Genomic DNA, 22,604 nt, shown 5'->3' on the forward strand with positions numbered 1-22,604 from the left:
ATTGAGGGCTGCGATTCGTCCAGCGCCGTCAAATCGAGCGCGAATTGATCCGGCTGAATTGATGCGGCGATTGCATCGATGCCCGCGTTAAGCATCCTCCACAGCCCGACACCCCCACGACCTAGGTCTGACAAGATGCCGCTAGATCGGCTGACTGCCATGCGCTAGTGTTTTATCCGACCGGTTAAAACACCGGCGGCTTGAGGGAGAAAAACGTGAAATCCAAGGTTATTGGCGCAGTCACACTGGCGGTCGCTGCGGCAGGGCTGTTTGCAGCCGCTGCACCCGCATTTGCGCAGCAGAAGACGATTACGGTCTGGTGGGGCAAGGGCTTCTACCGCTCCGAAGACGACGCATTGCTCGACACGATCAAGAAGTTCGAGGCCAAGACCGGCATCAAGGTCGAATTGTCGCAGTACGCGATCCAGGACATGATTCCGAAGACGGTCGCAGCGCTCGACGCCGGCACCGTGCCCGATGTCGCCTATTCCGATTCCTATGACGTGCAGGCGCAGGGCAAGTGGGCCTATGAGGGCAAGCTCGAAGACCTCTCGGACATCATGGAGCCGATCAAGGGCCGGTTCGTGCAGAACACGCTGGACGCCTCGATCCTCTATAACGACGTCACCAAGAAGAAGGCCTATTACGGCTTCCCGCTGAAGCAGCAGAGCATGCATGTCGAGATCTGGAACGACATGCTGGAGAAGGCCGGCTTCAAGCTCGCCGACATCCCGACCGACTGGGCGGGCTACTGGACGTTCTGGTGCGACAAGGTGCAGCCGGGAATCCGCAAGGCCACCGGTCAGCGCATCTACGGTGTCGGCCAGCCGATGGGCGTGGAATCCACCGACGCCTTCCAGTCGTTCTACACCTTCATGGACGCCTATCACGTCAAGCTGGTCGACGACGACGGCAAGCTCACAGTCGACGATCCCAAGGTGCGCGAGAACCTGATCGGCGCGCTGAAGGACTACACCGATACCTACATCAAAGGCTGCACCCCGCCGTCCTCCACGACCTGGAAGGACCCGGACAACAACGTCGCCTTCCACAACAAGACCATCGTGATGACTCACAACTTCACGATCTCGATCGCGGCGAAGTGGTTCGAAGACTCGCAGAACCAGGCGCTCACGCAAGAGCAGCGCGACGCCGGCAAGAAGGCCTATGAGCAGGACATCGTCACGGCGTCCTTCCCGAAGGCGCCGGATGGTTCGACCATCCGCTACCGCTCCGACGTCAAGACCGGGCTGGTGTTCACCGCAGCCAAGAACAAGGCCGAAGCCAAGCAGTTCATTGCTTTCCTGCTCCAGGAAGAGAATGTCCGCCCCTATATCGAGGGCGCGCTCGGCCGCTGGTTCCCGGTGACGAAGGCGAGCCAGGACAGCCCGTTCTGGCAGGCCGACAAGCACCGCAAGGCCGTCCACGCGCAGTTCACCGGTGGCACCGCAGCCTTCGACTTCACCAAGAACTGGAAGTTCACGATCCTCAACAACGAGAACGTCTGGGCCAAGGCGATGAACCGGGTCGTCAGCGAGAAGGTCCCGGTCGACAAGGCCGTCGACGAGCTGATCGCCCGCATCAAGCAGGTTGCAGGCTAAATTCTCTTTCTTCCTCTCCTCGCTGGCGCGGGGAGAGGCGACACGCTAAGACCGGCCGCCTCGCGCGGCCGGAAGTCCTTTCAAAGAGTCCCAAAGAATGGCGATTACGCTCTCTGGCGATCAGTCGATCCCCGCCCCGCCCCTGTCGTCGCGGCTGACCCCGGCGCAGGTCTGGGGCATCGCGCTCATCGCGCCCTATCTGCTGGTTTTCCTCGCCTTCGTCGTCTATCCCGTCTGCTACGGGCTGTGGCTGGCGCGGGCCCCGGCGAACTATGTCGCGCTGTACAACGACCCGATCTTCGCGCGTGCCGCGGTCAACACGCTGATCTTCCTGGTCATCGGCATCAACATCAAGATGCTGATCGCGCTGTTCCTCTCGGGTTTCTTCGCCCAGCAGCGCACCTGGATCAAATGGCTCTCGGTGGTCTTCATCCTGCCCTGGGCGGTGCCGTCGATCCCGACCATCCTGTCGGTGCGCTTCATGTTCAATCCCGAATGGGGCGTGATCAACCACCTCATCTTCTCCCTCACCGGTGATGACGGCCCGAACTGGCTGAACGATCCGACGGTGGCGCTGACCATGGCGATCGGCGTGCACATCTGGAAGTCGCTGCCATTCTGGACGTTGATCCTGATGACTGGCCGGCTGGCGATCGCGCAAGATCTGTTCGAGGCCGCCGAGGTCGACGGCGCGAGCTGGTGGCAGAAATTCCGTTACATCACCTGGCCATCGCTGCAGACGCTCTACATCACCTGCACGCTGCTCTCGATGATCTGGACGCTCGGCGACTTCAACAGCGTCTATCTGCTCACCGGCGGCGGCCCGGCCGACCTCACGCACGTGTTGGCGACGCTCGGCATTCGCTATCTCCGGCTCGACCAGCTCTCGCTCGCGATGGCTTCCATCGTCTGCGCAATGCCGTTCGTCGTGCCGCTCATGTACTTCATGATGAAACGGCTGTCGCGATGAAGCTTCCCACCTTACGTGATGTCGCGACGGAAGCGCGGCTGCTGCTGATCGGCATTCCCGTCTTCCTTTGGACGATGATTCCGATCTATCACATGTTCCTGTTCGCGATCTCGCCGAAGGAGGACGCGTTCTCGGGCAAGCTGTGGCCGGACCATCCGACGCTGCACAACTTCGAGATCGTGTTCAAGCAGCAGCATTACTTCCTGCGCGACTTCTACATCCAGTTCTGGAATTCGCTGGTGATCGCGGCGGCCGTCGGCGTATTGACGCTGGTCATCGCCACCGCCGCAGCGTTCTCGATCTCGCGTCTGAAGGTGCCCGGCGGGCGCATCGTGATGAACCTGGCGCTCTTCACATATTTCATCCCCGCGGCGTTCCTCGCCGTGCCGATGTACCGCACCATGGGCAATTACGGGCTGCTCAACAATCACTGGTCGCTGATCCTCGCCATGGTGACGATCGCCAGCCCCTACGCGATCTGGGTGCTGAAGCAGGCCTCCGACAAGCTCCCGGTCGAGCTGGATGAGGCCGCCGTGATGGACGGCGCGACGACGCTGCAGATCTTCCGCCTGGTCTATCTGCCGCTGATGATGCCCTCGCTGGTCGCGATCGGCACCTACGCGGTGCTGCTGGCCTGGAACGAATATCTCTACGCGTTCCTGCTGCTCTCGAACGACCGCGAGATCACGCTGCCTGTCGCGCTCGGCAACTTCCTCGCCGCCGACGACTCGCCCTGGGAGCTGTTGATGACCACCGGCTTCATCTACGCGCTACCGCCGGCCGCGATCTACTACGCCTTCCGCCGCTACATGGTGGGCGGGCTCACGGCGGGTGCGGTGAAGTCCTGACGCAACAGGAAGCACCGAGGCGCTGCAAGCAAGGCGTTTGAGCGATACCGTGGACAATTGAAGATTGTCCACGATTGCTCTAACCTCCGTGCCCCAAGGCGGGGCCCGGCATCATGCGCAGCAACGACGCAATCCATCTCGGCTTGATGCTGCTGGCTCTCGCGGCAGCCTATCTGGTGCCGTTCGAACTGTTGCTGCTGGCCTATGTCGTGCTGGGACCGGCGCATTACTTCACCGAGATTTCCTGGCTGCACGATCGCAGCTACTATCTGCCTCACCGCGGGATTGCCGTGATCCTGGCAATCGTTGCCGTGGTCGCTGCGCTGATCGACAACGCCTCGTGGTTCGGCTTCGCGATGTGGGGCGCGCTGATCGTCTGCGCCATGCTGGCGGCGACCACTTCGGCAATCGAGAGCATGCTGCTGTTCATGGCGGCGATCGCACTGTCGGCCATCATGTATTCGAGCGGCTCCTCGCTCGCCGTGATCGGCATCCTGATTCCGACGCTGATCCATGTCTCGCTGTTCACGCTGATCTTCATGGTGCTCGGCGCGCACCGGTCCGGCAGCCGGGTACAGGTTGCGCTGGTGGTCTTCTATCTCGTCGCGATCGCCACGATCCTGCTGCTGCCGCCAGCCGCGGAAATCCGGATCGCGAGCTTTGCCCGGGTCGGGCAGGACTATTTCGGCAATGTCGGCCCGGCGCTGGGCCGGCTGTTCGGCGTGCCCGGCTTGGTGCTCGACACCAGGCTGACGAGCCTGCTCGCCTTCGTCTACACGTATCACTACCTCAACTGGTTCATCAAAGCCGACGTGATCCGCTGGACCGCAGTACCGAAGGCTCGGCTGGCGGCGATGGCCGCCGCCAGCGCCGCCTCCACGGCGCTCTATTTCTATGACTATGCGTTCGGCTTCACCTTCCTGCTGGCGCTAAGCCTGATCCACATCCTGCTCGAGTTTCCGCTCGACAGCCTTGCGCTGCGGCAGCTCGGCGCCGCCGTGCAGGGCGCTGTCCGCGCGCGGCGCGCCGGACCCGCCTCGGCCTCCGCAACGCGGGTCCGGTCGACAGGCACGAAGGCATCGCAACGGACGACGCGGCCGCGGTGATCCGAAATCAGATCGCCACGATGCGCGCGACGAAGGGCGGCAGCGCGCAAAGGTCCTCAGGCCGCCTTGCGCACAGTCTGCAGAAACTCTGCGACAGCTGTCTTGAGCGCGCGTGCCTGATCCTGCAACGCTGACGCGGCCGTGAGTGCGGCTTCGGCGCCGGCATCGGTCTCGCCGGCCACTGTGCGGACGTCGCCGACCTGGTCGGTCACCGCCGCGGTGCCGTTGGCGGCCTGCTCGACATTGCGCGCGATCTCGCTGGTTGCCGCACCCTGCTCCTCGACGGCTGAGGCAATCGTCGTTGCGATCTCCGTCATCTCGGCGATGGTCCTGCCGATCTGGCCGATCGCAGCGACGGACTGCCCGGTCGAGCCCTGGATCTCGGCGACGAGCCCTGCGATCTCCTCGGTGGCGCGCGCGGTCTGGGTCGCAAGACTCTTCACCTCGTTGGCGACCACGGCAAAGCCCTTGCCTGCATCGCCGGCCCGCGCCGATTCGATCGTGGCATTGAGCGCCAGCAGATTGGTCTGGCTCGCGATCGCCTGGATCAGCTGGACCACGGTGCCGATCCGCTCCGCCGAATCCGACAGCGCGCGCATCAACGTCTCGGTACGCGAGGCCTCTTCCTTGGCCCGATCCGACACCGATACGGAGCGCGCGACCTGGCTCGAAATCTCCTTGATCGAGGCGGCGAGCTGATGCGTCGCGGCCGCGACGGTCTGCACGTTCGAGGACGCCTGGGCCGATGTCGCGGCGACCTGCTCGGCCAGCGAGCGACCACGCTCGGCGACACGGGCGAGACTGCCAGCGCTCTGGCCCATCTCCTCGGCACGGCTCGAGACGCCACCTATGACGCCCTCCATGCCGCGATCGAAGCGGTCGGCCAGCTGAGCCATCATCGATGCACGTTCGGTCTCCGCCGCGGCACGCTGCGCGGCAGACTCCTGCTCCATGCGTCGGACGGTCTGCGCATTCCGGCGGAATACCTCGACCGCTCCGGCAATACGGCCAATTTCGTCGCCGCGCTCGCCGCCCGGGATCGCCTCGTCGAGCTCGCCAGCCGCAAGGCTCTGCATCCGCAAGGTCATCTGACCGATCGGGCGCGACACGCTGCGTCCGATCAGCCAGGCCAGCAAGGCGCCAAGAACGAGCGCGAACGCGGCCACCGTGAACACGAGATTGCGGGTCTGATCGACCGACCCAGCCGTCAGCCGGCTCTGCTCGGTGCGCGTCGCGCCGAGGGCCCGGCTGATCTCGGCCGCCTTGGCGTCGATCGCGCTGCTGGATTTGACGAGATCGGCTTGCGCCTTGCGCAGCTCGCCCATCGCGGCAGACAGCTCGGTCAGCGTCGCCGATTGATCCGCAAGCACCTTTTTCAGGGCCGCAATCAGGTTCTTCAGTCGCGGCGCTTCGACATCGGCGATCTCCGCCTCGCTGTCGGCCACCGCGGCCAGCACGTAGCCGATCGTCATCCCGGCATCGTCGGCGTCGACCTGGGCCTGGGTGATGGTGAAACGCAGCATCGAGACGCGCATCGCGTCCACCGTTCCGGCCAAACGCAGCGGCTGGATCAGACGGTCAGGCTGGTTCGCAAGCGCGACATTGATCGCGCCGACGTCGAGGCCTGCCGAGGCGCCAAGTCCCTCGCTCTTAGTGCTTGCGTTGCGCAAACGATCGACTGCGGCGGCAACCGCCGTGAAGGATTTTCGATAGGTGCCAAGCGCATCCACCAGAGCGCTCCGGCCGGCGCCGATCGCCGGCAGGCGGGCGAATTGCTGATCGACCTGGTCAAAGGTCTGGCCAAAACCGTCGATCGCCTTCATGGCGCTATCGCGGTCGCCGAGATTGCGCGTCCGGATGAATTTTTCGACGGTGACGTTCGAGGAGAGCAGCGCGGCATGGACCCTCGCCATGCCGGCATCGCCGTCGGCGCTGGTGACGAGCTCTCCGACGGTGCCGCCGATCTCGGACAACCGCATGACGGCAAGCAGCGCCAACACGCAGAGGAAACCCAGGACCAGCGCGAAGCCGCCGAAGATGCGCGGGCGGATGCCGATGCGCGACAGGATCAATGACAGGTTCATGATGTTTCCCGCGATTACGGCGTAGCCCGGATCCGCGCGAGCAGATCCTTGCCGAAGCGCTTCTCGAATTCAGGCTCCAGGGGCTTCACGGCATCGATGAAGGGTTGGCGATCAACCTTCTCGATGATCTCCATGCCGGCCTTGCGCAGCTCCTCGATCTTCTTTGTCTCTTCCGCGACGCCGCTCTGCCAGGTCGCCTCCGCACCGGCCTTGGCCGCGGCGATGATCGCGGCCTGGTCGGCCGGCTTCAGGGCCTGGAACACGTCGCGATTGGCGACGAAGGCGATCGGCGCGAAGAAATGCCCGGTCAGACTGGCATATTTCTGCACTTCCTCGAGATGGCTGGTGGCAATCGTCATCACCGGGTTCTCCTGCCCGTCGATGCGGCCATCCTTCAGCGCGGAATAGACCAGCGTGAACTCCATCGGCACGACCTCGGCACCCAGCGCCTTGAAGGTCATCTGATAGACGTCGTTCGGCAGCACGCGAATCTTCAGGCCGCGGAGATCCGCCGGAGAATGAATCGGCCGTTTCGAATTGGTGACGTTGCGAAAGCCCTGCTTGCCGATCGCGAGCAGCACAAGTCCCTTGTCGGCGAAATGCTTGGCGAACAGCGCGCCGACCGGCCCCTCTGCCACCGCCTTGGCCTGCGCGGCATCACGGAACAGGAACGGCACGTCGAACACGCCGAACTCCGGCACGGCGGAGCTGACCACCGATCCGGACAGCGTCGCCATGTCGACCACGCCACTGCGCATTGCCGCAAGGATTGCCGTCTCGCTGCCCAGCGAATTGCCGGCGCGTGCATCGAGAATGATGCGGCCCTGTGCGAGCTCGGCGAGCTTGCGGCGAAATTCGTCGGAGCCGATCTGCTGCGGCGACTGCGGCGAACCGTTGTACAGCAGCGAAACCATCTGCGTCGCAGCAGCAGACGGCCGAACAGCGAAACAGAATAAAGCCAGGACCGTGCTGGCCACACCAATATAAAGCCGCGTCATCGTCCTCTTCCTCAAGCGAGGCGAAGATAACGAGATAAGCTATATGAATTGTTAACCTAGATGTTGGCGGTGCCCAAGCACCATGGGCGCTCGATCTTCCTGCTGACGCCGCGATGTCGCGCGCTGCGCGTGCATGGCTTACCGGGCAAGCAGCTACAGCGGCGCCGCGCTCTCGCCTTGCGAGCTCGACAATTTCGAGGCGAGCGAGGCAATCACGATGATCACCGCGATCAGGCCGATCACCAGCGTGCAGATCGCGTTGATCTCGGGCTTCACGCCGAGCCTCACTTCCGAATAGATCCGGATCGGCAAGGTCGCCGAGCCCGGACCGGTCGTGAAACTCGCGATCACGAGATCGTCGAGCGAGAGCGTGAAGGCCAGCATCCAGCCGGCGACGATCGCGGGCGCAATCAGCGGCAGCGTCACAGCGAGGAACGCGCGCAGCGGGTTGCAGCCGAGGTCCATCGCCGCCTCCTCCAGCGAGCGATCGAGCGAGCCGAGGCGGGACTGCACGACCACCGCGACAAAGCACATTGTCAGCGTGGTATGCGCGATCGTCACCGTCCAGAAGCCACGCTCGGCATTCAGCGCCACGAACAGCAACAGCAGCGACAGGCCGGTGATCACTTCCGGCATGACGAGCGGCGCATAGAGCATGCCGGAGAACAGCGTGCGGCCGCGAAATGCCTCGCCGCGCGACAGCGCCACCGCGGTGAGCGTGCCGAGCAGTGTGGCGATGGTTGCGGAGGAGACCGCTACGCGTAAACTCATCCAGGCGGCCTCGATCATGGCGCGATCATTGAAGAACTCGTGATACCAGCGCAGCGACCAGCCGCCCCAGACTGTCACGAGCCGCGAGGCGTTGAAGGAATAGATGACGAGGATGATGATCGGCAGATAAAGGAATGCCAGCCCCATCGCGAGCGAAGCGATGTTGAAGCGGGACAGGCGGGAGAGCTTGCGCATCGCCTCAGCGTCCCTGTTCCAGTTGCCGCTTCTGGAGCCGTTCGTATAGCAGCAGCGGCACCAGCAGCACCACCAGCAGCACGATCGCCGCGGCGGAGGCGACCGGCCAGTCCTTGTTGGTGAAGAATTCGAGCCACAGGGTCTGGCCGATCATCAGCGAGTTGGAACCGGCCAGCAGGTCCGGAATCACGAACTCACCGACGATGGGGATGAAGCACAGGAGCACGCCGGCGCCAACGCCGGGCAGTGACAGCGGAAAAGTGACGAGCCAGAACACCTGCCAGGGCGGGGCGCCGAGATCGGAGGCCGCCTCCTCCAGCACCGGCTCCATCTTGGCGAGCGTGGCGTAGAGCGGCAGGATCATGAACGGCAGATAGGAATAGACGATGCCGATATACATTGCGGTGTCGGTGGAGAGCCACACCACGGGCCGGCTGACCAGATGCAGCGCCAGCAATATTTGGTTCAGCAGCCCGTCGTGCTGGAGGATGTTGATCCAGGCATAGATGCGGATCAGGAACGAGGTCCAGAACGGCACGATCACCAACACCATCGCCACCGCCTGCCAGCGTCTTGGCAGCCGCGCCATACCGTAAGCAATGGGATAGCCGATCAGGAGCAGCAGCGCGGTCGCCGTCGCCGCGACGGTGAGGCTGCGCACATACGCGAAGACATAGAGGTCGTCGGAGGCGAGCAGCTTGAAATTATCGATCGACAGCGCGGCGAACGCCGCCTTCAGCGCTTCCCATCCCGCCGTCGGATCGAACAGCGGCTCGTAAGGCGGCTGCGCGATCGCGGTCTGTGACAGGCTGATCTTGAGCACGAAGCCGAACGGCACCAGGAAGAACAGCACCATCCAGACGTAAGGCGCGATCGCGGCGAAGCGCGCCGGCCGCGCGAAGATGCGGCGCCCGCTCATGACGTCAGCACCACGCAATCATCGGGCGTGAACCAGGCGACGACGTGCTGGTTCAGGCTGTAGGCGTCGACGTCGAGGCGCGCACTGTTGGCGACGGAGGCCTGCACCATCCCGCCGGTATCGAGCTTCACCTTGTAGGTGGTGGTACCGCCGAGATAGCAGATGTCGGCGATGACGCCGTCGAGCCGGTTGATCGCCGTTTCATGACCGGCCTCGCTCACCGGGCCGCGGCGCGACAGCTTGACCTTCTCGGGACGGATCGCGACCGACAATTTTCCCGCGCCAACCGGCTCGCGCGGCTCCGCCACGACCAAGGCCCCGGCACCGCTTGTGCCGATGACCAGACGATGACCATCGCGCAATTTGGATTCGGCCTCGAACAGATTGATATCGCCGACGAACTCCGCGATCCAGCGCGAGCGCGGCGCCTCGTAGAGTTCGCGGGGGCTGGCGACCTGCGCGAGCTTGCCGGCCTTCATCACGCCGATCCGGCTCGCCATCGTCATGGCCTCCTCCTGGTCGTGGGTGACGATGATGAAGGTCATGCCGAGCCGGCGCTGCAGCTCCATCAGCTCGCCTTGCGTGTTTTCGCGTAACTTCTTGTCCAGCGCCGCGAGCGGCTCGTCGAGCAGCAGCAGTTGCGGACGGCGTGCCAGTGCGCGCGCCAGTGCGACGCGCTGGCGCTGGCCGCCTGAGAGCTGATCCGGCTTGCGCTTCTCCAGCCCCTCGAGCTTCACCAGCGCGACCATCTCGGCCACGCGCGTGGCGATGTCGGCGCGCGCCAGACGCGCGCGCTTCAGGCCGAAGGCAATGTTGTCGCGCACGGAGAGATGCGGAAACAGCGCGTAATTCTGGAACATCATGTTGATCGGGCGTTCATGCGGCAGCGCCTGCGCGATGTCCTTGCCGCCGAGCAGGATGCGTCCCTCGTCGGGCGCCTCGAAGCCGGCGAGCATGCGCAGCAGCGTGGTCTTGCCGCAGCCGCTGGGCCCGAGCAGCGCAAAGAACTCGCCGGCCTTGATGTCGAGCGACACGCCGTCCACGGCCCGAAACGTCCCGAACGTCTTGGCCACGCCCTCGATGCGCAGCAACGGCTGACCCGCCGCCGGATACGCATCCGCGCCGACCGCATCGGCTGCAGCGTCTGTCCTGGGCAAATCGTCCGTCATGGTCCCTGCCAACCCCGATTCCGCCGCACGCTAGCGGCCCAGCGTCCCTAGCTCAACCGCTTCGGGGCGGATCTTTCACACCCGCCATGAACGCCGCGAGCGCGACGCGGTCCGCAACGGGCATCGTAAGATCCAGCTTCGAGCGCCGCCAAAGGACGTCCTCCGGAAAACGCGCCCATTCGCGGGCCATGAGATAGCGCACCTCGGCACCGGTCAGCTCGGGACCGAAGGACGGGCCTAGCTCTTCGCGCGTCTTCGCCTCGCCGAGCACCGTCGATAGCCGGGAGCCGTAGGCCCCGACCAGGCGCTGGGCCTCCGGCTCCGACAGAAACCGCCAGCGGTCGCGCGCAAGGTCGACCTCGTGATCGAAACGGTCCCAGGCGAAGTCTCCGCCGGGCAACGCGGCGCCGGCGGTCCAGGGCGGCGACATCGGATAGAATGGCGTGAGCCGCGTCACCGCCCGCTCCGCGCGCAGGCGCGAGGTGGTGACGTCACCACCGAACATCGTGATCAGCGGCGCCTTGCGTCGGCGTGCATGGAACAGCGTGGTGCCGTCGCGTCGCCGTGCGGACGCCAGTGTCAGGTTGACGCCTGAGACCGTGCGCACCACGTCGGTCGGGGCGACGCGCTCACGGAAATAGCGGCTGGCTGCGTCGCAGAGATAGCTGACGTCGGCGCACGGCATCGCCACGATCGCGGGATCGCCGGTGAAAGCATGCGTGACCGTGCCGATCAGCGTGAAGTCACGCTCGAACGGCCGGGCGAAGATCAGCCGTCCATCATTGTTCTGGAAGACGTAGACATTCTCGGAATCGAACAACCTGGGCACGATGATCTGGCTCATCTGGGTCGCCGCCATCGCGGGCTGCGGCTGCCGCAGCACTGTGTCGGCGACCATCGACGTCCAGCCGCCGGAGGCGTTGGCGAGCGCCCTCGCCGTGATCGTCCGGCGAAGGCCACGATCGACCACCGCGAGGCGCCAGGTATCGGTTCTGTCGGCACGGACGCAGCGCGCCCCGGTCCGGATCACAGCACCGCGTTCGGCGGCATCCAGCGCCGTGAGCACCACCAGGCGGGAATCATCGACCACGCAATCCGAATATTCGAACGCGGTGCCGAACGGACGCTTCAGCGCGTTGCCGACCGGATGATGCGTGATGTCGAGCGTGGTCGCGGCAGGCAGTCCGCTGCGGTTCGTCAGGCTGTCATAGACATAGAGGCCTGCGCGCAGCAGCCATGGCGGGCGCTCCTCGGAATGGGCGGGGATCACGAAACGCATCGGCCGCACCAGATGCGGCGCGATGGCAAGCCAGGTCCGCCGCTCGGCCAGCGCCCGGCGCACCCGCCAAAAACCGCGGCGCTCCAGCACCGACAGATCGCCATGGATCAGCCGCGGCGTCGCCGACGAGGCCGCGCCGCCGAGATCGCCCTGCTCCAGCAGGATGACCCTTAAGCCCCGGCCGGCCGCATCGCGGGCGAGGCCGACGCCGTTCAGGCCGCCGCCGATGATCGCAAGGTCGTAATCCGCCATGAAGCCGTCGAGAGGAAGCCAAGGGAAAGCGCGCCTCCCTCACTAGAGCCATTTCCGTTCCGATGAAATCAGAACGGGGCTCTCGTCTCTTCTTTTTGACGCGTTTTCTTGACGCGAACCGGTACCCACTTCGCTCCAAAACGCTTTAGCCGGTCTTGAGCGCAAGCTCCATGGCCTCGGCGCGGCCGACGAGGCCGGCATATTTGCCGATCGGCAGCGGCTTGCCGAGCAGATAGCCCTGCACGCCGTCACAGCCCTCCTTGGCGAGGAAGGCGAGCTGCTCGACCGTCTCGACACCCTCGGCAACGATCGACATTTCGAGACCGTGGCCAAGATCGATCACCGCGCGCACGATCGCCGCCGATTGCGGGTTGCGGCCGAGATTGATGATGAAGGCGCGGTCGATCTTGATCTTGTCGAACGGGAACGCCTGGAGATAGCTCAGCGAGGAATAGCCGCTGCCGAAATCGTCCATCGAGATGCGCACGCCAAGCGACTTCAGCCGGCGCAGCAATGCCAGGCCGCGATCAAAATCCTCGATCAGCACGCCCTCGGTGATCTCGAGCTCGAGGCGGCCGGGCGCCAGACCCGTCTCGATCAGGATCGAATGGACCAGTCCGACGACGTCGCCGCGCATGAACTGCGCCGGCGACAGATTGACCGCGACCTGGAGCGGCTTCGGCCAGGACGCGGCTTCGCGGCAGGCCTGCCGCAAAATCCACTCGCCCATTTCGACGATCAGGCCGCTCTCTTCCGCGATCGGGATGAATTCGGCCGGCGAGACCTGGCCGCGCACCGGATGCTGCCAGCGCGCAAGCGCCTCGAAACCGATGATCTCGCTCTCGGCGACGCTGTGGCCCGTGGCACCCTGCGGCTGAAACGCCAGCGACAGCTCGCCGTTCTTGATCGCCATCGACAGGTCCTGATGCAGCACGCGGCGATCGCGGATCTGCCGGTCCATCTCCGGCTCGTAGAGGCTGATCGTGCCGCGCGACTTCTGCTTGGCGCGGAACAGCGCCGCTCCGGCATTGGCGAGCAGCGAGGCGGCATCAGTGCCATTGTGCGGGAAGATCGACATGCCGGTGGTGACACCGGCGCGGACCGGCCGGCCATCGATCTGGAATTCCTCGGCGACGGCATCACCGATCTGCTGCGCCAGTGAAAGACCGGCCTCAGGCTGCTTGCCGTCGATGATCAGGCCGAATTCGTCGCCGGACAGGCGCGCCACCACGCCGCCGCGCGCGGAATCCTGGAGCCGCTGGGCGACCTCGACCAGGAGCTTGTCGCCGAGCGCATGACCGAAGACGTCGTTGACCTCCTTGAGGCCGTCGAGGTCGACGCAGAGGACGGCGAACTCCTCGCTGGTGCCTTCGCAGGCCTCGATCATCTGTGTCAGCGCCTGCAAGAAGGCGGCGCGGTTCGGCAGATCGGTCAGGCCATCATGATAGGCCATGTGCGCCATGCGCGACTCGGTCTGCCGGCGGTCGGTGACGTCTTCGTGGGTCTTGATCAGATATTGCGGCTCGCCGGAATCGCTCAGCACGGTGGCGCGGCGGGTCAGGAACAGCCGCAGGCCGTCCTTGGTGGAGATCGGATGCTCCTCGGTGATCATCCCGCGTTTCTTGATCGCGGCCTCGTCGCGCGCGATGATCAGCTTGGCTTCCTTGGGATTGAAGATGTCGGACGCGGTCAGGCCGGTTGCATCCTCGCGCCGGCGGTTGAGGATCGTCTCCGCGCTGCGATTGGCGAGCAGATAGCGGCCGTCCTTGACCTGCTCCACGATCAGCGCGACCGGGATGTTGTCGACCACGAGCTCCAAAAACTTCTTCGTGCTCTCCAGCTCCTGCGACAGCGAGCGGCGGTCGGTGATGTCCTCGAACACCACCAGCAGGAATTCAGGCTTGTTGCTCTCGTTGCGGACCACGATCCGGATCGAGGCCACCATGCGCTGGGTCGCGCCGCGCTCGACCTCGAATTCGTTGCGGTACTGGCCGGCGGGCGCGATCAGCGCCGCGCGATCGGTCGCCTCGATGGCGGCCGCCGAATTCGGCCCGAACAGCTCGCGCGCGTTCTTGCCGACGACCTGGTCGCGCGAGAACCCCCAGAAGCGCTCATAGGCGCTGTTGGCGAAGATGTAGCGGCCGTCCTCGATGTTCTTGGCGGCAACGCAGGCCGGCACGTTATCGAGCACGGTTTCCAGGAACTGCTTGGTGGAAGCGAGCTGCCGCGACAGCTTGCGCTGCTCGCTGACGTCCAGATGGGTTGCCACCGAGCCGCCGTTCGGCAATACGAAATATTTCACCAGGATGGCGCGGCCATCCGGCAGTTCGGTGATCAGGCCGTTGGGGCTCGCCGCCTTCTCGTAGAACTCGTCGTCGGAGACGCCGCCGATGACCCCGCGCTCGCGCCTGAGCTCGAGGATGTCGAAGCCGGTCATGCCGGCCCACAGCTCCGAGCGCGCCAGGCCGTAGATATCGAGATAACGGTCATTGCAGAAGATGACGCGCCGCTGCGCATCCGTCATCACCACGCCCTGGTTGAGATTGTTCATGGCGGAGGAGACGAAGGCGTTGCGGCGCAGTTGCGACCGCTTGGCCCGGCGCAGCGCGGAATGGATCCACAACGCGACGGACGCCAGGAACGCGCAAACGACAATGCCCCCGATCAGGGTTTCCCAGATCAGGTTCGGATCGAGCTTGCCGAGATAGCTCGGCGCCTCGAAACTGTCCGACAGCGCAAAGGCACGCGCAGGCGCGACCGCGCCGGCCAGGCACACGGCGGCCTGCACAGCAATCGGAAGCATGCTGCCCGCGTGCCAGTTCTTTTCAGCCATCAGCCACCCGCGATTTCAACGTCGGATTGTCTGGCCTCGCCGGTTTGGATCGGGTAAACGCCTGTACGCGCAACAGAAAAATGTGACGCCAAATACGGCAATTGCCCTGACATGATAAATGCTTCCTTAACGGAAAACGGCCCCGCGCCCTCGTTCTCGCCCCCAATGCCACCGGCGCTTCCAGCGGACAGCCTGCACAACCATGGATAGGGTCGATTGCATCGTCATCGGAGCCGGCGTGGTCGGGCTCGCCGTGGCTCGAAAGCTCGCGCAGGCCGGGCGCGAGGTGATCGTGCTGGAGGAGGCCGAGGCGATCGGCACCATCACCTCCTCGCGCAACAGCGAGGTGATCCATGCCGGCATCTACTACCGCGCCGGGAGCTGGATGGCGCGGATGTGCGTCGACGGCAAGCACGCGCTCTACCGCTACTGCGGCGAGCGCGGCATCCCCCACAAGAATTGCGGCAAGCTGATCGTCGCGACCAATCCGAAAGAGACCGAGAAGCTGCAATCGATCAAGGCGCATGCCGAGGCCAATGGCGTGCTCGACATGCAGCTGCTCACGGGCGAGGCCGCACGCGCGCTGGAGCCGGCGCTCGCCTGCGACGCCGCGCTGCTCTCGCCCTCGACCGGCATCATCGACAGCCACGCCTACATGCTCTCGCTGCGCGGCGAGGCCGAGGCAGCCGGCGCGGTCTTTGCGTTTCACACCCCGCTGATCCGCGCCAAGGCGGCAGCCGGAATCATTGAAGTCGAGGCCGGCGGCGAGGCGCCGATGGCGCTGCAATGCAGCCTCCTCGTCAACGCCGCGGGGCTCGGGGCGACGAATGTCGCGCGCCACATCGACGGCATGCCGCTGGACCGGATTCCACTGGCCTATCTCGCCAAGGGAAATTACTTCAGCTGCAACGCCAAGGCGCCGTTCTCGCGCCTGATCTATCCGGTGCCCGAGCCTGGCGGCCTCGGCGTGCATCTGACACTGGACATGGCGGGGCAGGCGCGTTTCGGCCCCGACGTCGAGTGGATCGAAACGATCAACTACGAGGTCGACCCGTCACGTGCCGAACGCTTCTATCCGGCGATCCGCAGGTACTGGCCGACGCTGCCCGATGGCGCGTTGATGCCGAGCTATTCAGGCATCCGCCCGAAGATCGTGCCACCGGCGGTGGCCACGCAGGATTTCCTGATGCAGGGCCCGCGCGATCACGGCGTCGAAGGACTGATCAATTTGTTCGGCATTGAATCGCCGGGGCTGACGTCTTCGCTCGCAATCGCCGATCACGTCGCCGAGCTCGCAGGCATTTAGAGCGTTTTCGAGTGAAGTGGGGACCAACGCCGCGCAAACACGCGCACGCGATGCCGCACCTTGCAGCAGGGATGAGCGCGAACGCTCTCATCCCTGCGTGAAAGGATGCGATCAACTTGACGCTGTTACAGGGATTACTAGTGGAGCGTGTCGCCGTGCCTCAAACGCTCGATCTGGTCCTTGACCATCAACTTCCGGCGCTTCAACTCAACAATTTGCAGGTCGTCTGTTGAAAGGTGCACGAGAGCTTCGTGCAATTCGTTTTCGAGAGTTTTATGCTTCCGTTCCAATTCAACCAGATGTGCCTGAATTGTCATTCGAAACCTCCTCGGTAGGGATGAACCTTGGATTCGATCCGGACGAGGAAGTCTACATCACCGATTCGTTCTGTCGATGGGTATCCGTCGTCGCAGTGTCATTTTTGAAAATTCATATGTAACGAAGCGTGAGTAATGGAACCACGCTGGAAAAATCCATGATATCAATGCGCTTGCGCAGCACTGCCGCGAATCGTCGAAATATCTTGCGGGAGATCGATGGGCGGCTACCCGAGATCGCTTGCGATCACGCCGCGCAAGGACGATAATTTCCACAGGGCATCCACAGCCTTAATCTCACGCCTATCGGTTTTTCGGCCACCGCAGACATGACCAATGAAGATGCGCGCGAACTCGAAACCGAGCTCGCCCGGTTGCACCAGGAACACCGAGATCTCGATGCCGCGATCGATGCACTGCATCAATCGCCTGCCCCCGACCTATTGCGGTTGCAGCGGTTGAAGAAGCGCAAGCTGTTGTTGCGCGACCGCATCGCGTTCATCGAAGACCAGATCACGCCCGACATCATCGCCTGATCCACAGGGCAGCTTTTGCGGCAGCCCCGCCGCATGTGAATCCGCTTGACTCCAAAAGAACAAAATAGGAACATTTAGCCAGCCCAACGCCCCTGGGAACGCCCGAGAAACACTGAGGATAACGCAGATGTCGGCAACCGCCCTTCTCGACAACAGCCATTATGAACAGGCCTGCGATCAGGCGATCGCGATGTGCGACGGCAATCTGCGCAGCACCATCAAGGCGCTGATCATGGCCAACGAATATCTGGAAGCAGAGCTGGAAGAATTGCAGGCGGCAATTTCGGCCGGCTGCATTCCGGAGACCTCGCGCGGCAAGATGCGGAGCAAGAGCAGCGCCGCCTGAGTTTCAAAGCGCGACGAGATCGCGCTTTGATTTTTTCAGCATGATCTTATCGGAAAACCGCTTCACACTTTTCCGGATCATGCTCCATTGGAGCGCAACGCCATGTCGGACGTGACCTATTACGTTGCAATGCCCTTCCTGATCGATGCTGACGGATCGCCTGTCGCGGGCGCCGCGGAGGAATGCCAGAGCTCGACGGCCGCGTTGCGGCGCGCCGAGATCTTGTCGCACGGTGCAGGCAACATCGGCGCGGTCGCGTTCAGCCGCAGCGGCGACCCCATGACAGGAGAATTCGGCGATGCCACGCTGCTGCGCAAATTCGGCAACGTGCCGGAAGATCTCGCCACGCTGTAAGATCAGTTACTCACAAGCCTGATCCGAGGCTCGTGCCGCCGGCTGGCCTTGCGCACATACATGGCGGCATCGGCTTCCTCCATGGCACGGCCTGAATCGGACTGCGCTCCCAGCAGCGCGACGCCGACGGAGGCGCCCGCGGTCACGTGCTGGCCGCGAAAGACAAAGGACAATTCGTCGATCGCCTGCTCGAAGGCCGCCGCCTTCGCCTTGGCATCGGTCTCGCTGAGATTCCAGAGCAGCAGCGCGAATTCGTCGCCGCCAAGCCGGCCGACCACGTCCGAGGCGCGGATCTGCCGCGTCAGGGTCGCCGCGATCGCCTTGAGCACCTCGTCGCCGGCGGCGTGGCCGAAGGAATCGTTGATCGGCTTCAGCCGGTCGACGTCGAGCACGATCAGCGCGCCGCTGGCGCGATACCGCTTCATGTAGGCGACGGCGCGCGTGAGCTCGCGCTCGAAGCCGCGACGGTTCGGGATCTCGAGCAGGAAATCGGTGTCGGCGGCAGCTTCCAGCTCCGCGACCCGTCGCTCCGCCGCCTTGAGCTTGCTCCGGAGACCGCGGATGGTCGCCTGGGTGTCGTCGGCGGTCGACGCTCCGCGCGGTGTCGGCATGACCGAATTCTTGACCGGATTCTTAGTCGGTCTCTTGGCCGGGCGCTTCGGGGCGGTTTTGGATCGGCTCACGCCCGCTTTTCGGCCCTTTTTGGCCTTCGCAGCGCTCGCCCTTTTTGGTTTCTTCATGGGCATCCTGCTCAATGAAGGCTTGCGGGGATTCACCAAGACAGGATAGTCCATTCCCTTCTCCTTGCCACCGCCTTGCGAGCCACCGGCCGGAACCGTTAATCTGGCCTATCCTTCTGTTTTCCGAGCACAATTGACGTCATGACCGCGCCGATCGCCATCATCATGGGAAGCCAGTCTGACTGGGAGACGATGCGGCACGCCGCCGACACGCTCGCAGCTTTGGGCGTTAGCGCAGACACCCGCATCGTTTCGGCCCACCGTACCCCTGACAGGCTGGTTGCCTTCGCCAAGGGCGCCAAGGCGGCAGGCTTCAAGGTCATCATTGCCGGCGCCGGTGGCGCTGCGCATCTGCCGGGCATGGCGGCGGCGCTGACGGAACTGCCGGTGTTCGGCGTTCCCGTCGAATCCAGGACGATGAAAGGCATCGATTCGCTCTATTCGATCGTGCAGATGCCAGCGGGCATCCCGGTCGGCACCCTCGCCATCGGCAAGGCCGGCGCCATCAACGCCGCGCTGCTGGCGGCCGCCGTGCTGGCCTTGTCCGACCCCGCTTTGTCCGATCGCCTCGCCGCCTGGCGCAAGGCACAGACCGATGCGGTCGCCGAGCGCCCGGAGGACAAGGCGTGACGGACGCAAAGCAGGTAAAGCTGAAGCCCGGCGACACCATCGGCATCCTCGGCGGCGGACAACTCGGGCGGATGCTGGCGATGGCTGCGGCGCGGCTCGGCCTGCGCTGCCAGGTGTTCTCGCCCGATCCGGACTCGCCGGCCTTCGACGTCGTGCTGAACGCGACCTGCGCCGAATATGCCGACGTCGAGGCGCTCGAACTGTTCGCGAGCGACGTCGACGTCATCACCTACGAATTCGAGAACGTGCCGTCGGCAGCCGCAATGGTGCTGGACGCGCGCCGGCCCGTGCTGCCCAACCGCAAGATCCTCGAGACCACCCAGGACCGGCTCGCCGAGAAGGATTTTGTCACCCGCATCGGCATCGGCACCGCAGCCTATGCCGACGTCACCTCGGTCGCTTCGCTGCGCGAGGCCATCGTCAGGATCGGCCTTCCGGCCGTGCTGAAAACCCGCCGCTTCGGCTATGACGGCAAGGGCCAAGCCATCATCCGCGAGGGCGACGACATCGCCAAGGTCTGGACCAGCCTCGCCACCAAATCGGCGATCCTGGAAGCCTTCATCCCGTACGAGCGCGAGATTTCCGTAATCGCGGCGCGCTCGGCATCGGGCCAGGTCGAATGCTTCGACGTCACCGAGAACGAGCATCGCGACCACATCCTGAAGATATCCCGCGCGCCCGCGCCAATTCCGGATGCGCTCGCCGAGGAAGCCCGCAGCATCGCCGGCAAGATCGCAAGCGCGCTCGACTATGTCGGCGTGCTCGCGGTGGAGATGTTCGTGCTCGCCAATGGCAGCGGACCAAAAGTACTGGTCAACGAGATCGCCCCGCGCGTGCACAATTCCGGGCATTGGACGCTCGACGGCGCGTCGGTCTCGCAGTTCGAGCAGCACATCCGCGCCATCGCCGGCTGGCCGCTCGGCAAGCCGGTGCGCCACGGCGAAATCGTCACCATGACCAATCTGATCGGCGACGAGATCAACGATTACGAGAAATGGCTGACCGTCCCGGGTGCCACGGTGCATCTCTACGGCAAGGGCGCGCCACGCCCCGGCCGCAAGATGGGCCACGTCACTGAAGTCAGGCCGACCAAGGCCAAGTAGTGGGACCGCAGCGAATGCTGCGATCCCGTTTTTTGGTCAGGCCGTCTTTGCGCCAGCGACGACGCCTGAGGGCTCTTCGCTGAGCCAGCGATAGACCACCCCGCCCAGCGCGCCGCCGATCAGCGGTGCGACCCAGAACAGCCAGAGCTGCGCCATGGCCCAGCCGCCGACGAACAGCGCGGGACCGGTGCTGCGCGCCGGGTTCACCGACGTGTTGGTGACGGGGATGCTGACGAGATGAATCATCACCAGCGCGAGCCCGATCGCGAGCGGTGCGAATCCAGCGGGTGCACGGCCGTGGGTGGCGCCCATGATGACGAACAGGAACATCATGGTCATCACCACCTCGGTGACGAAGCAGGCGACAAGGCTGTACTGCCCCGGCGAATGCGCATCGTACCCGTTCGACGCGAAGCCCTTGGTGATGTCGAAGCCGGGGGCACCGCTGGCGATGATGTAGAGCAGTTCGGCGGCGACGATCGCGCCGCAGACCTGCGCGATCACGTAAGGCAGGATCTGGCCGACCGGAAAGCGCCCGCCGGCGGCAAGGCCGACCGTGACGGCCGGATTGAGATGACAGCCCGAGATGTGACCGATCGCATAGGCCATGGTGACCACGCTCAATCCGAAGGCCAGGGACACGCCGACCAGGCCGATCCCGACTTGCGGGAAACCGGCCGCGATCACCGCGCTGCCGCAGCCTGCGAATGTGAGCCAGAACGTGCCGATGGCCTCCGCGACGTATTTCTTCATGTCCATGTCGTGTCTCCCCTGATTTCCAGAATCTCCGAATCTACTTCCGGAGAACGGCCCGCCTTTTGGCGCCAAACCACCCAAATTGCGAGCCTCCGGCGAGTTTTCGCCCCATTTAATGGCGTAACTTGGCCCGAAAAGCCGCCTCACAGGTGGACATGTCGGGTTTTGTCTGATACATCCGCGCCCTCAAGGTTAAGGGCCGGGCGTTTAGCCATCCCCTTAGACTTACCAGAATTCAAATCCGATCCACTGAAGAGGATGCCGCGTGCAGGTTCTCGTTCGCGATAACAATGTCGACCAAGCCCTCAAGGCGCTGAAGAAGAAGATGCAGCGTGAGGGTATTTTCCGCGAGATGAAGCTCCGCGGCCACTACGAGAAGCCCTCTGAGAAGAAGGCCCGCGAAAAGGCCGAAGCCGTGCGCCGCGCGCGCAAGCTGGCCCGCAAGAAGTTGCAGCGTGAAGGCCTGCTGCCGATGAAGCCGAAGCCGGTGTTCGGTGCTGGTCCCGGTGGTGATCGCGGCGGTCGTGGCGGCCCGGGTGCGGGTGCGGGCGCAGGTGCAGGTCCGCGCGGACCGCGCTGATTTTGCCAAAGCTGCACAACTGAGTTTTCGATGACGCGGGCCCCTGGCCCGCGTTATTGTTTTGTGAGCGGTGCCTTTCTGGGACGGGGCACTACCATGCGGCCTAAAGCGCGATGAGATTGGGTTGAGACGTCATCGCACTTTAGTTTGTTGTTTGAGCATGATCTTTTCAGAAAACCGCTGCACACTTTTCGCCAACGCGGTCCTTCGGATCCGGATCATGCTCTAGCGCGAGCGAACCGTAGATGGCCTCCCCTTTCCCCGAGCGCGGCTTGGCGCGGCTGCGCCAGATCTGGCAACAGCCTTTCGCCCTGGCTTTGATGGGGATTGCACTCTGCGGCTGCTCCTTCGACCTGGGATCGTTGATGCCGGAGAAGGACAAGCCGCAGGAAGCGCCCAAGGCGGCCGCAGCCCCGGAGAGCGCGGTCAGCGCCGGCAGCGTCGCCGAAGCCCAGGCCCACACCGCAAAGGCCCAGGCTCTCGCCAAGTCAGGTGAAACGGCCTCAGCGCTGGACGAGTTCAATCGCGCCGTTGCGCTCGATCCCTACAATGCACAGGCGCTCTATGGTCGCGGCCTGATCTATCAAGGCAACAACGAGCACGATTTCGCGGTCGCCGATTTCAGCGCCGCCAACGGACTCAATCCACAAAAGGCCGAGCCGCTGCTCGGCCGCGCCATCAGCTATCTCGCCCTCGGCAAGGTCAAGGAAGCGGCGGCCGATCTCGACGAAGCCTCCGAGGCCGATCCGCACAGTGCTCAGGTCTGGACCGCGCGGGGACAGGTCTATGAGCGGCTGGGCGACAAGGCCAAGGCGGCCGCGTCCTACAACAAGGCTGTCGCTCTTCGTCCACGCGACGATGCCGCCCGCAGCGGCCTCGCCCGCGTCGGCGGCTGACAGCGTAGATACCGC

General features: G+C 64.2%; 23 protein-coding genes. 13 read left to right on the forward strand and 10 right to left on the reverse strand.

All coding sequences use genetic code 11. The annotated features are described in order from the left end of the window. The first annotated feature begins 215 nt into the window (after positions 1-215). From IVB29_RS30620 to IVB29_RS30635, 4 genes are all read left to right on the forward strand, one after another. Positions 216-1,601 carry an ABC transporter substrate-binding protein gene (locus IVB29_RS30620; RefSeq protein ID WP_247507142.1) on the forward strand — a complete coding sequence of 462 codons (1,386 nt, stop codon included), beginning with the start codon at positions 216-218 and terminating at the stop codon, positions 1,599-1,601. 97 nt (positions 1,602-1,698) lie between these two features. After that, positions 1,699-2,571, forward strand: a complete 873-nt coding sequence (locus IVB29_RS30625) for a sugar ABC transporter permease (protein ID WP_247507143.1) — start codon at positions 1,699-1,701, stop codon at positions 2,569-2,571. After that, complete coding sequence (locus tag IVB29_RS30630) at positions 2,568-3,419, forward strand: carbohydrate ABC transporter permease (RefSeq protein ID WP_247507144.1); 852 nt, start codon at positions 2,568-2,570, stop codon at positions 3,417-3,419. The genes IVB29_RS30625 and IVB29_RS30630 overlap by 4 nt, the downstream gene beginning before the upstream one ends. A gap of 113 nt (positions 3,420-3,532) precedes the next feature. Further along, on the forward strand, positions 3,533-4,525 hold the full coding sequence (locus IVB29_RS30635; RefSeq protein ID WP_247507145.1) for a hypothetical protein: 993 nt from the start codon (positions 3,533-3,535) through the stop codon (positions 4,523-4,525). A 56-nt stretch (positions 4,526-4,581) separates the two neighbouring features. Here IVB29_RS30635 and IVB29_RS30640 read toward each other — a convergent pair whose 3' ends face one another. The 7 genes from IVB29_RS30640 to IVB29_RS30670 all read right to left on the reverse strand — a co-directional run bounded on the left by IVB29_RS30640 (position 4,582) and on the right by IVB29_RS30670 (position 15,025). Next, positions 4,582-6,609 (reverse strand): HAMP domain-containing methyl-accepting chemotaxis protein, encoded by a 2,028-nt coding sequence (locus tag IVB29_RS30640; protein WP_247507146.1) that lies wholly within the window; start codon positions 6,607-6,609, stop codon positions 4,582-4,584. Between the two features lie 14 nt (positions 6,610-6,623). Next, positions 6,624-7,523 carry a TRAP transporter substrate-binding protein gene (locus tag IVB29_RS30645; RefSeq protein ID WP_247507147.1) on the reverse strand — a complete coding sequence of 300 codons (900 nt, stop codon included), beginning with the start codon at positions 7,521-7,523 and terminating at the stop codon, positions 6,624-6,626. Between the two features lie 237 nt (positions 7,524-7,760). Then, positions 7,761-8,573, reverse strand: a complete 813-nt coding sequence (locus IVB29_RS30650; RefSeq protein WP_247507148.1) for an ABC transporter permease subunit — start codon at positions 8,571-8,573, stop codon at positions 7,761-7,763. A 4-nt stretch (positions 8,574-8,577) separates the two neighbouring features. After that, positions 8,578-9,492 (reverse strand): ABC transporter permease, encoded by a 915-nt coding sequence (locus IVB29_RS30655; protein WP_247507149.1) that lies wholly within the window; start codon positions 9,490-9,492, stop codon positions 8,578-8,580. Beyond that, complete coding sequence (locus tag IVB29_RS30660) at positions 9,489-10,661, reverse strand: ABC transporter ATP-binding protein (protein ID WP_247507150.1); 1,173 nt, start codon at positions 10,659-10,661, stop codon at positions 9,489-9,491. The genes IVB29_RS30655 and IVB29_RS30660 overlap by 4 nt, the downstream gene beginning before the upstream one ends. Before the next feature lie 52 nt (positions 10,662-10,713). Then, positions 10,714-12,192, reverse strand: a complete 1,479-nt coding sequence (locus IVB29_RS30665; RefSeq protein WP_247507151.1) for a glycerol-3-phosphate dehydrogenase — start codon at positions 12,190-12,192, stop codon at positions 10,714-10,716. Positions 12,193-12,337: 145 nt separating this feature from the next. Continuing rightward, complete coding sequence (locus IVB29_RS30670; RefSeq protein WP_247507152.1) at positions 12,338-15,025, reverse strand: EAL domain-containing protein; 2,688 nt, start codon at positions 15,023-15,025, stop codon at positions 12,338-12,340. 202 nt (positions 15,026-15,227) lie between these two features. Between IVB29_RS30670 and IVB29_RS30675 the strand changes: the two genes are divergently transcribed. Further along, positions 15,228-16,331, forward strand: coding sequence for an NAD(P)/FAD-dependent oxidoreductase (locus tag IVB29_RS30675; RefSeq protein WP_247507153.1), 1,104 nt, complete (start codon positions 15,228-15,230; stop codon positions 16,329-16,331). Between the two features lie 137 nt (positions 16,332-16,468). Here IVB29_RS30675 and IVB29_RS30680 read toward each other — a convergent pair whose 3' ends face one another. Beyond that, positions 16,469-16,648 carry a DUF465 domain-containing protein gene (locus IVB29_RS30680; protein ID WP_007596254.1) on the reverse strand — a complete coding sequence of 60 codons (180 nt, stop codon included), beginning with the start codon at positions 16,646-16,648 and terminating at the stop codon, positions 16,469-16,471. 329 nt (positions 16,649-16,977) lie between these two features. On the opposite strand from IVB29_RS30680, the gene IVB29_RS30685 reads away from it, so the two are divergent. From IVB29_RS30685 to IVB29_RS30695, 3 genes are all read left to right on the forward strand, one after another. Further along, positions 16,978-17,184, forward strand: a complete 207-nt coding sequence (locus IVB29_RS30685; protein WP_247507154.1) for a DUF465 domain-containing protein — start codon at positions 16,978-16,980, stop codon at positions 17,182-17,184. Positions 17,185-17,311: 127 nt separating this feature from the next. Next, positions 17,312-17,530 (forward strand): hypothetical protein, encoded by a 219-nt coding sequence (locus IVB29_RS30690; RefSeq protein ID WP_247507155.1) that lies wholly within the window; start codon positions 17,312-17,314, stop codon positions 17,528-17,530. 102 nt (positions 17,531-17,632) lie between these two features. After that, positions 17,633-17,884 carry a hypothetical protein gene (locus tag IVB29_RS30695; RefSeq protein WP_092034622.1) on the forward strand — a complete coding sequence of 84 codons (252 nt, stop codon included), beginning with the start codon at positions 17,633-17,635 and terminating at the stop codon, positions 17,882-17,884. 2 nt (positions 17,885-17,886) lie between these two features. Here the strand turns inward: IVB29_RS30695 and IVB29_RS30700 are convergent, their stop codons facing one another. Then, complete coding sequence (locus tag IVB29_RS30700) at positions 17,887-18,567, reverse strand: GGDEF domain-containing protein (RefSeq protein ID WP_247507156.1); 681 nt, start codon at positions 18,565-18,567, stop codon at positions 17,887-17,889. Between IVB29_RS30700 and IVB29_RS38605 the strand changes: the two genes are divergently transcribed. From IVB29_RS38605 to IVB29_RS30715, 3 genes are all read left to right on the forward strand, one after another. After that, positions 18,494-18,673, forward strand: a complete 180-nt coding sequence (locus IVB29_RS38605; RefSeq protein ID WP_247507702.1) for a hypothetical protein — start codon at positions 18,494-18,496, stop codon at positions 18,671-18,673. The genes IVB29_RS30700 and IVB29_RS38605 overlap by 74 nt on opposite strands. Before the next feature lie 92 nt (positions 18,674-18,765). Next, the gene (gene purE / locus IVB29_RS30710) at positions 18,766-19,254 is read left to right on the forward strand and encodes a 5-(carboxyamino)imidazole ribonucleotide mutase (protein ID WP_247507157.1); all 489 of its coding nucleotides are present in this window, start codon (positions 18,766-18,768) and stop codon (positions 19,252-19,254) included. Further along, positions 19,251-20,357 carry a 5-(carboxyamino)imidazole ribonucleotide synthase gene (locus IVB29_RS30715; protein ID WP_247507158.1) on the forward strand — a complete coding sequence of 369 codons (1,107 nt, stop codon included), beginning with the start codon at positions 19,251-19,253 and terminating at the stop codon, positions 20,355-20,357. The genes purE and IVB29_RS30715 overlap by 4 nt, the downstream gene beginning before the upstream one ends. Before the next feature lie 36 nt (positions 20,358-20,393). On the opposite strand, the gene aqpZ is transcribed toward IVB29_RS30715, so the two are convergent. Next, positions 20,394-21,116 (reverse strand): aquaporin Z, encoded by a 723-nt coding sequence (gene aqpZ, locus IVB29_RS30720; RefSeq protein WP_247507159.1) that lies wholly within the window; start codon positions 21,114-21,116, stop codon positions 20,394-20,396. A 262-nt stretch (positions 21,117-21,378) separates the two neighbouring features. Between aqpZ and rpsU the strand changes: the two genes are divergently transcribed. Both rpsU and IVB29_RS30730 read left to right on the forward strand, forming a co-directional pair. Next, positions 21,379-21,693: a 30S ribosomal protein S21 gene (gene rpsU / locus IVB29_RS30725; RefSeq protein ID WP_092034617.1), complete on the forward strand. Its 315-nt coding sequence runs from the start codon at positions 21,379-21,381 to the stop codon at positions 21,691-21,693. 245 nt (positions 21,694-21,938) lie between these two features. Further along, complete coding sequence (locus IVB29_RS30730; RefSeq protein WP_247507160.1) at positions 21,939-22,589, forward strand: tetratricopeptide repeat protein; 651 nt, start codon at positions 21,939-21,941, stop codon at positions 22,587-22,589. Positions 22,590-22,604: the final 15 nt, after the last annotated feature.

Origin of the sequence: Bradyrhizobium sp. 1 (genome assembly GCF_023073315.1) — a bacterium.
GTDB lineage: Bacteria > Pseudomonadota > Alphaproteobacteria > Rhizobiales > Xanthobacteraceae > Bradyrhizobium.

What these genes read in the sequence shown, in the direction of transcription:
- IVB29_RS30625 (WP_247507143.1), top strand. Translation starts at nt 1,699, where the DNA reads ATGGCGATTACGCTCTCTGGCGATCAGTCGATCCCCGCCCCGCCCCTG.
- IVB29_RS30630 (WP_247507144.1), top strand. Translation starts at nt 2,568, where the DNA reads ATGAAGCTTCCCACCTTACGTGATGTCGCGACGGAAGCGCGGCTGCTG.
- IVB29_RS30635 (WP_247507145.1), top strand. Translation starts at nt 3,533, where the DNA reads ATGCGCAGCAACGACGCAATCCATCTCGGCTTGATGCTGCTGGCTCTC.
- IVB29_RS30640 (WP_247507146.1), bottom strand. Translation starts at nt 6,609, where the DNA reads ATGAACCTGTCATTGATCCTGTCGCGCATCGGCATCCGCCCGCGCATC.
- IVB29_RS30645 (WP_247507147.1), bottom strand. Translation starts at nt 7,523, where the DNA reads ATGGTTTCGCTGCTGTACAACGGTTCGCCGCAGTCGCCGCAGCAGATC.
- IVB29_RS30650 (WP_247507148.1), bottom strand. Translation starts at nt 8,573, where the DNA reads ATGCGCAAGCTCTCCCGCCTGTCCCGCTTCAACATCGCTTCGCTCGCG.
- IVB29_RS30655 (WP_247507149.1), bottom strand. Translation starts at nt 9,492, where the DNA reads ATGAGCGGGCGCCGCATCTTCGCGCGGCCGGCGCGCTTCGCCGCGATC.
- IVB29_RS30660 (WP_247507150.1), bottom strand. Translation starts at nt 10,661, where the DNA reads ATGACGGACGATTTGCCCAGGACAGACGCTGCAGCCGATGCGGTCGGC.
- IVB29_RS30665 (WP_247507151.1), bottom strand. Translation starts at nt 12,192, where the DNA reads ATGGCGGATTACGACCTTGCGATCATCGGCGGCGGCCTGAACGGCGTC.
- IVB29_RS30670 (WP_247507152.1), bottom strand. Translation starts at nt 15,025, where the DNA reads ATGGCTGAAAAGAACTGGCACGCGGGCAGCATGCTTCCGATTGCTGTG.
- IVB29_RS30675 (WP_247507153.1), top strand. Translation starts at nt 15,228, where the DNA reads ATGGATAGGGTCGATTGCATCGTCATCGGAGCCGGCGTGGTCGGGCTC.
- IVB29_RS30680 (WP_007596254.1), bottom strand. Translation starts at nt 16,648, where the DNA reads ATGACAATTCAGGCACATCTGGTTGAATTGGAACGGAAGCATAAAACT.
- IVB29_RS30685 (WP_247507154.1), top strand. Translation starts at nt 16,978, where the DNA reads ATGACCAATGAAGATGCGCGCGAACTCGAAACCGAGCTCGCCCGGTTG.
- IVB29_RS30690 (WP_247507155.1), top strand. Translation starts at nt 17,312, where the DNA reads ATGTCGGCAACCGCCCTTCTCGACAACAGCCATTATGAACAGGCCTGC.
- IVB29_RS30695 (WP_092034622.1), top strand. Translation starts at nt 17,633, where the DNA reads ATGTCGGACGTGACCTATTACGTTGCAATGCCCTTCCTGATCGATGCT.
- IVB29_RS38605 (WP_247507702.1), top strand. Translation starts at nt 18,494, where the DNA reads ATGACCGAATTCTTGACCGGATTCTTAGTCGGTCTCTTGGCCGGGCGC.
- purE (WP_247507157.1), top strand. Translation starts at nt 18,766, where the DNA reads ATGACCGCGCCGATCGCCATCATCATGGGAAGCCAGTCTGACTGGGAG.
- aqpZ (WP_247507159.1), bottom strand. Translation starts at nt 21,116, where the DNA reads ATGGACATGAAGAAATACGTCGCGGAGGCCATCGGCACGTTCTGGCTC.
- IVB29_RS30730 (WP_247507160.1), top strand. Translation starts at nt 21,939, where the DNA reads ATGGCCTCCCCTTTCCCCGAGCGCGGCTTGGCGCGGCTGCGCCAGATC.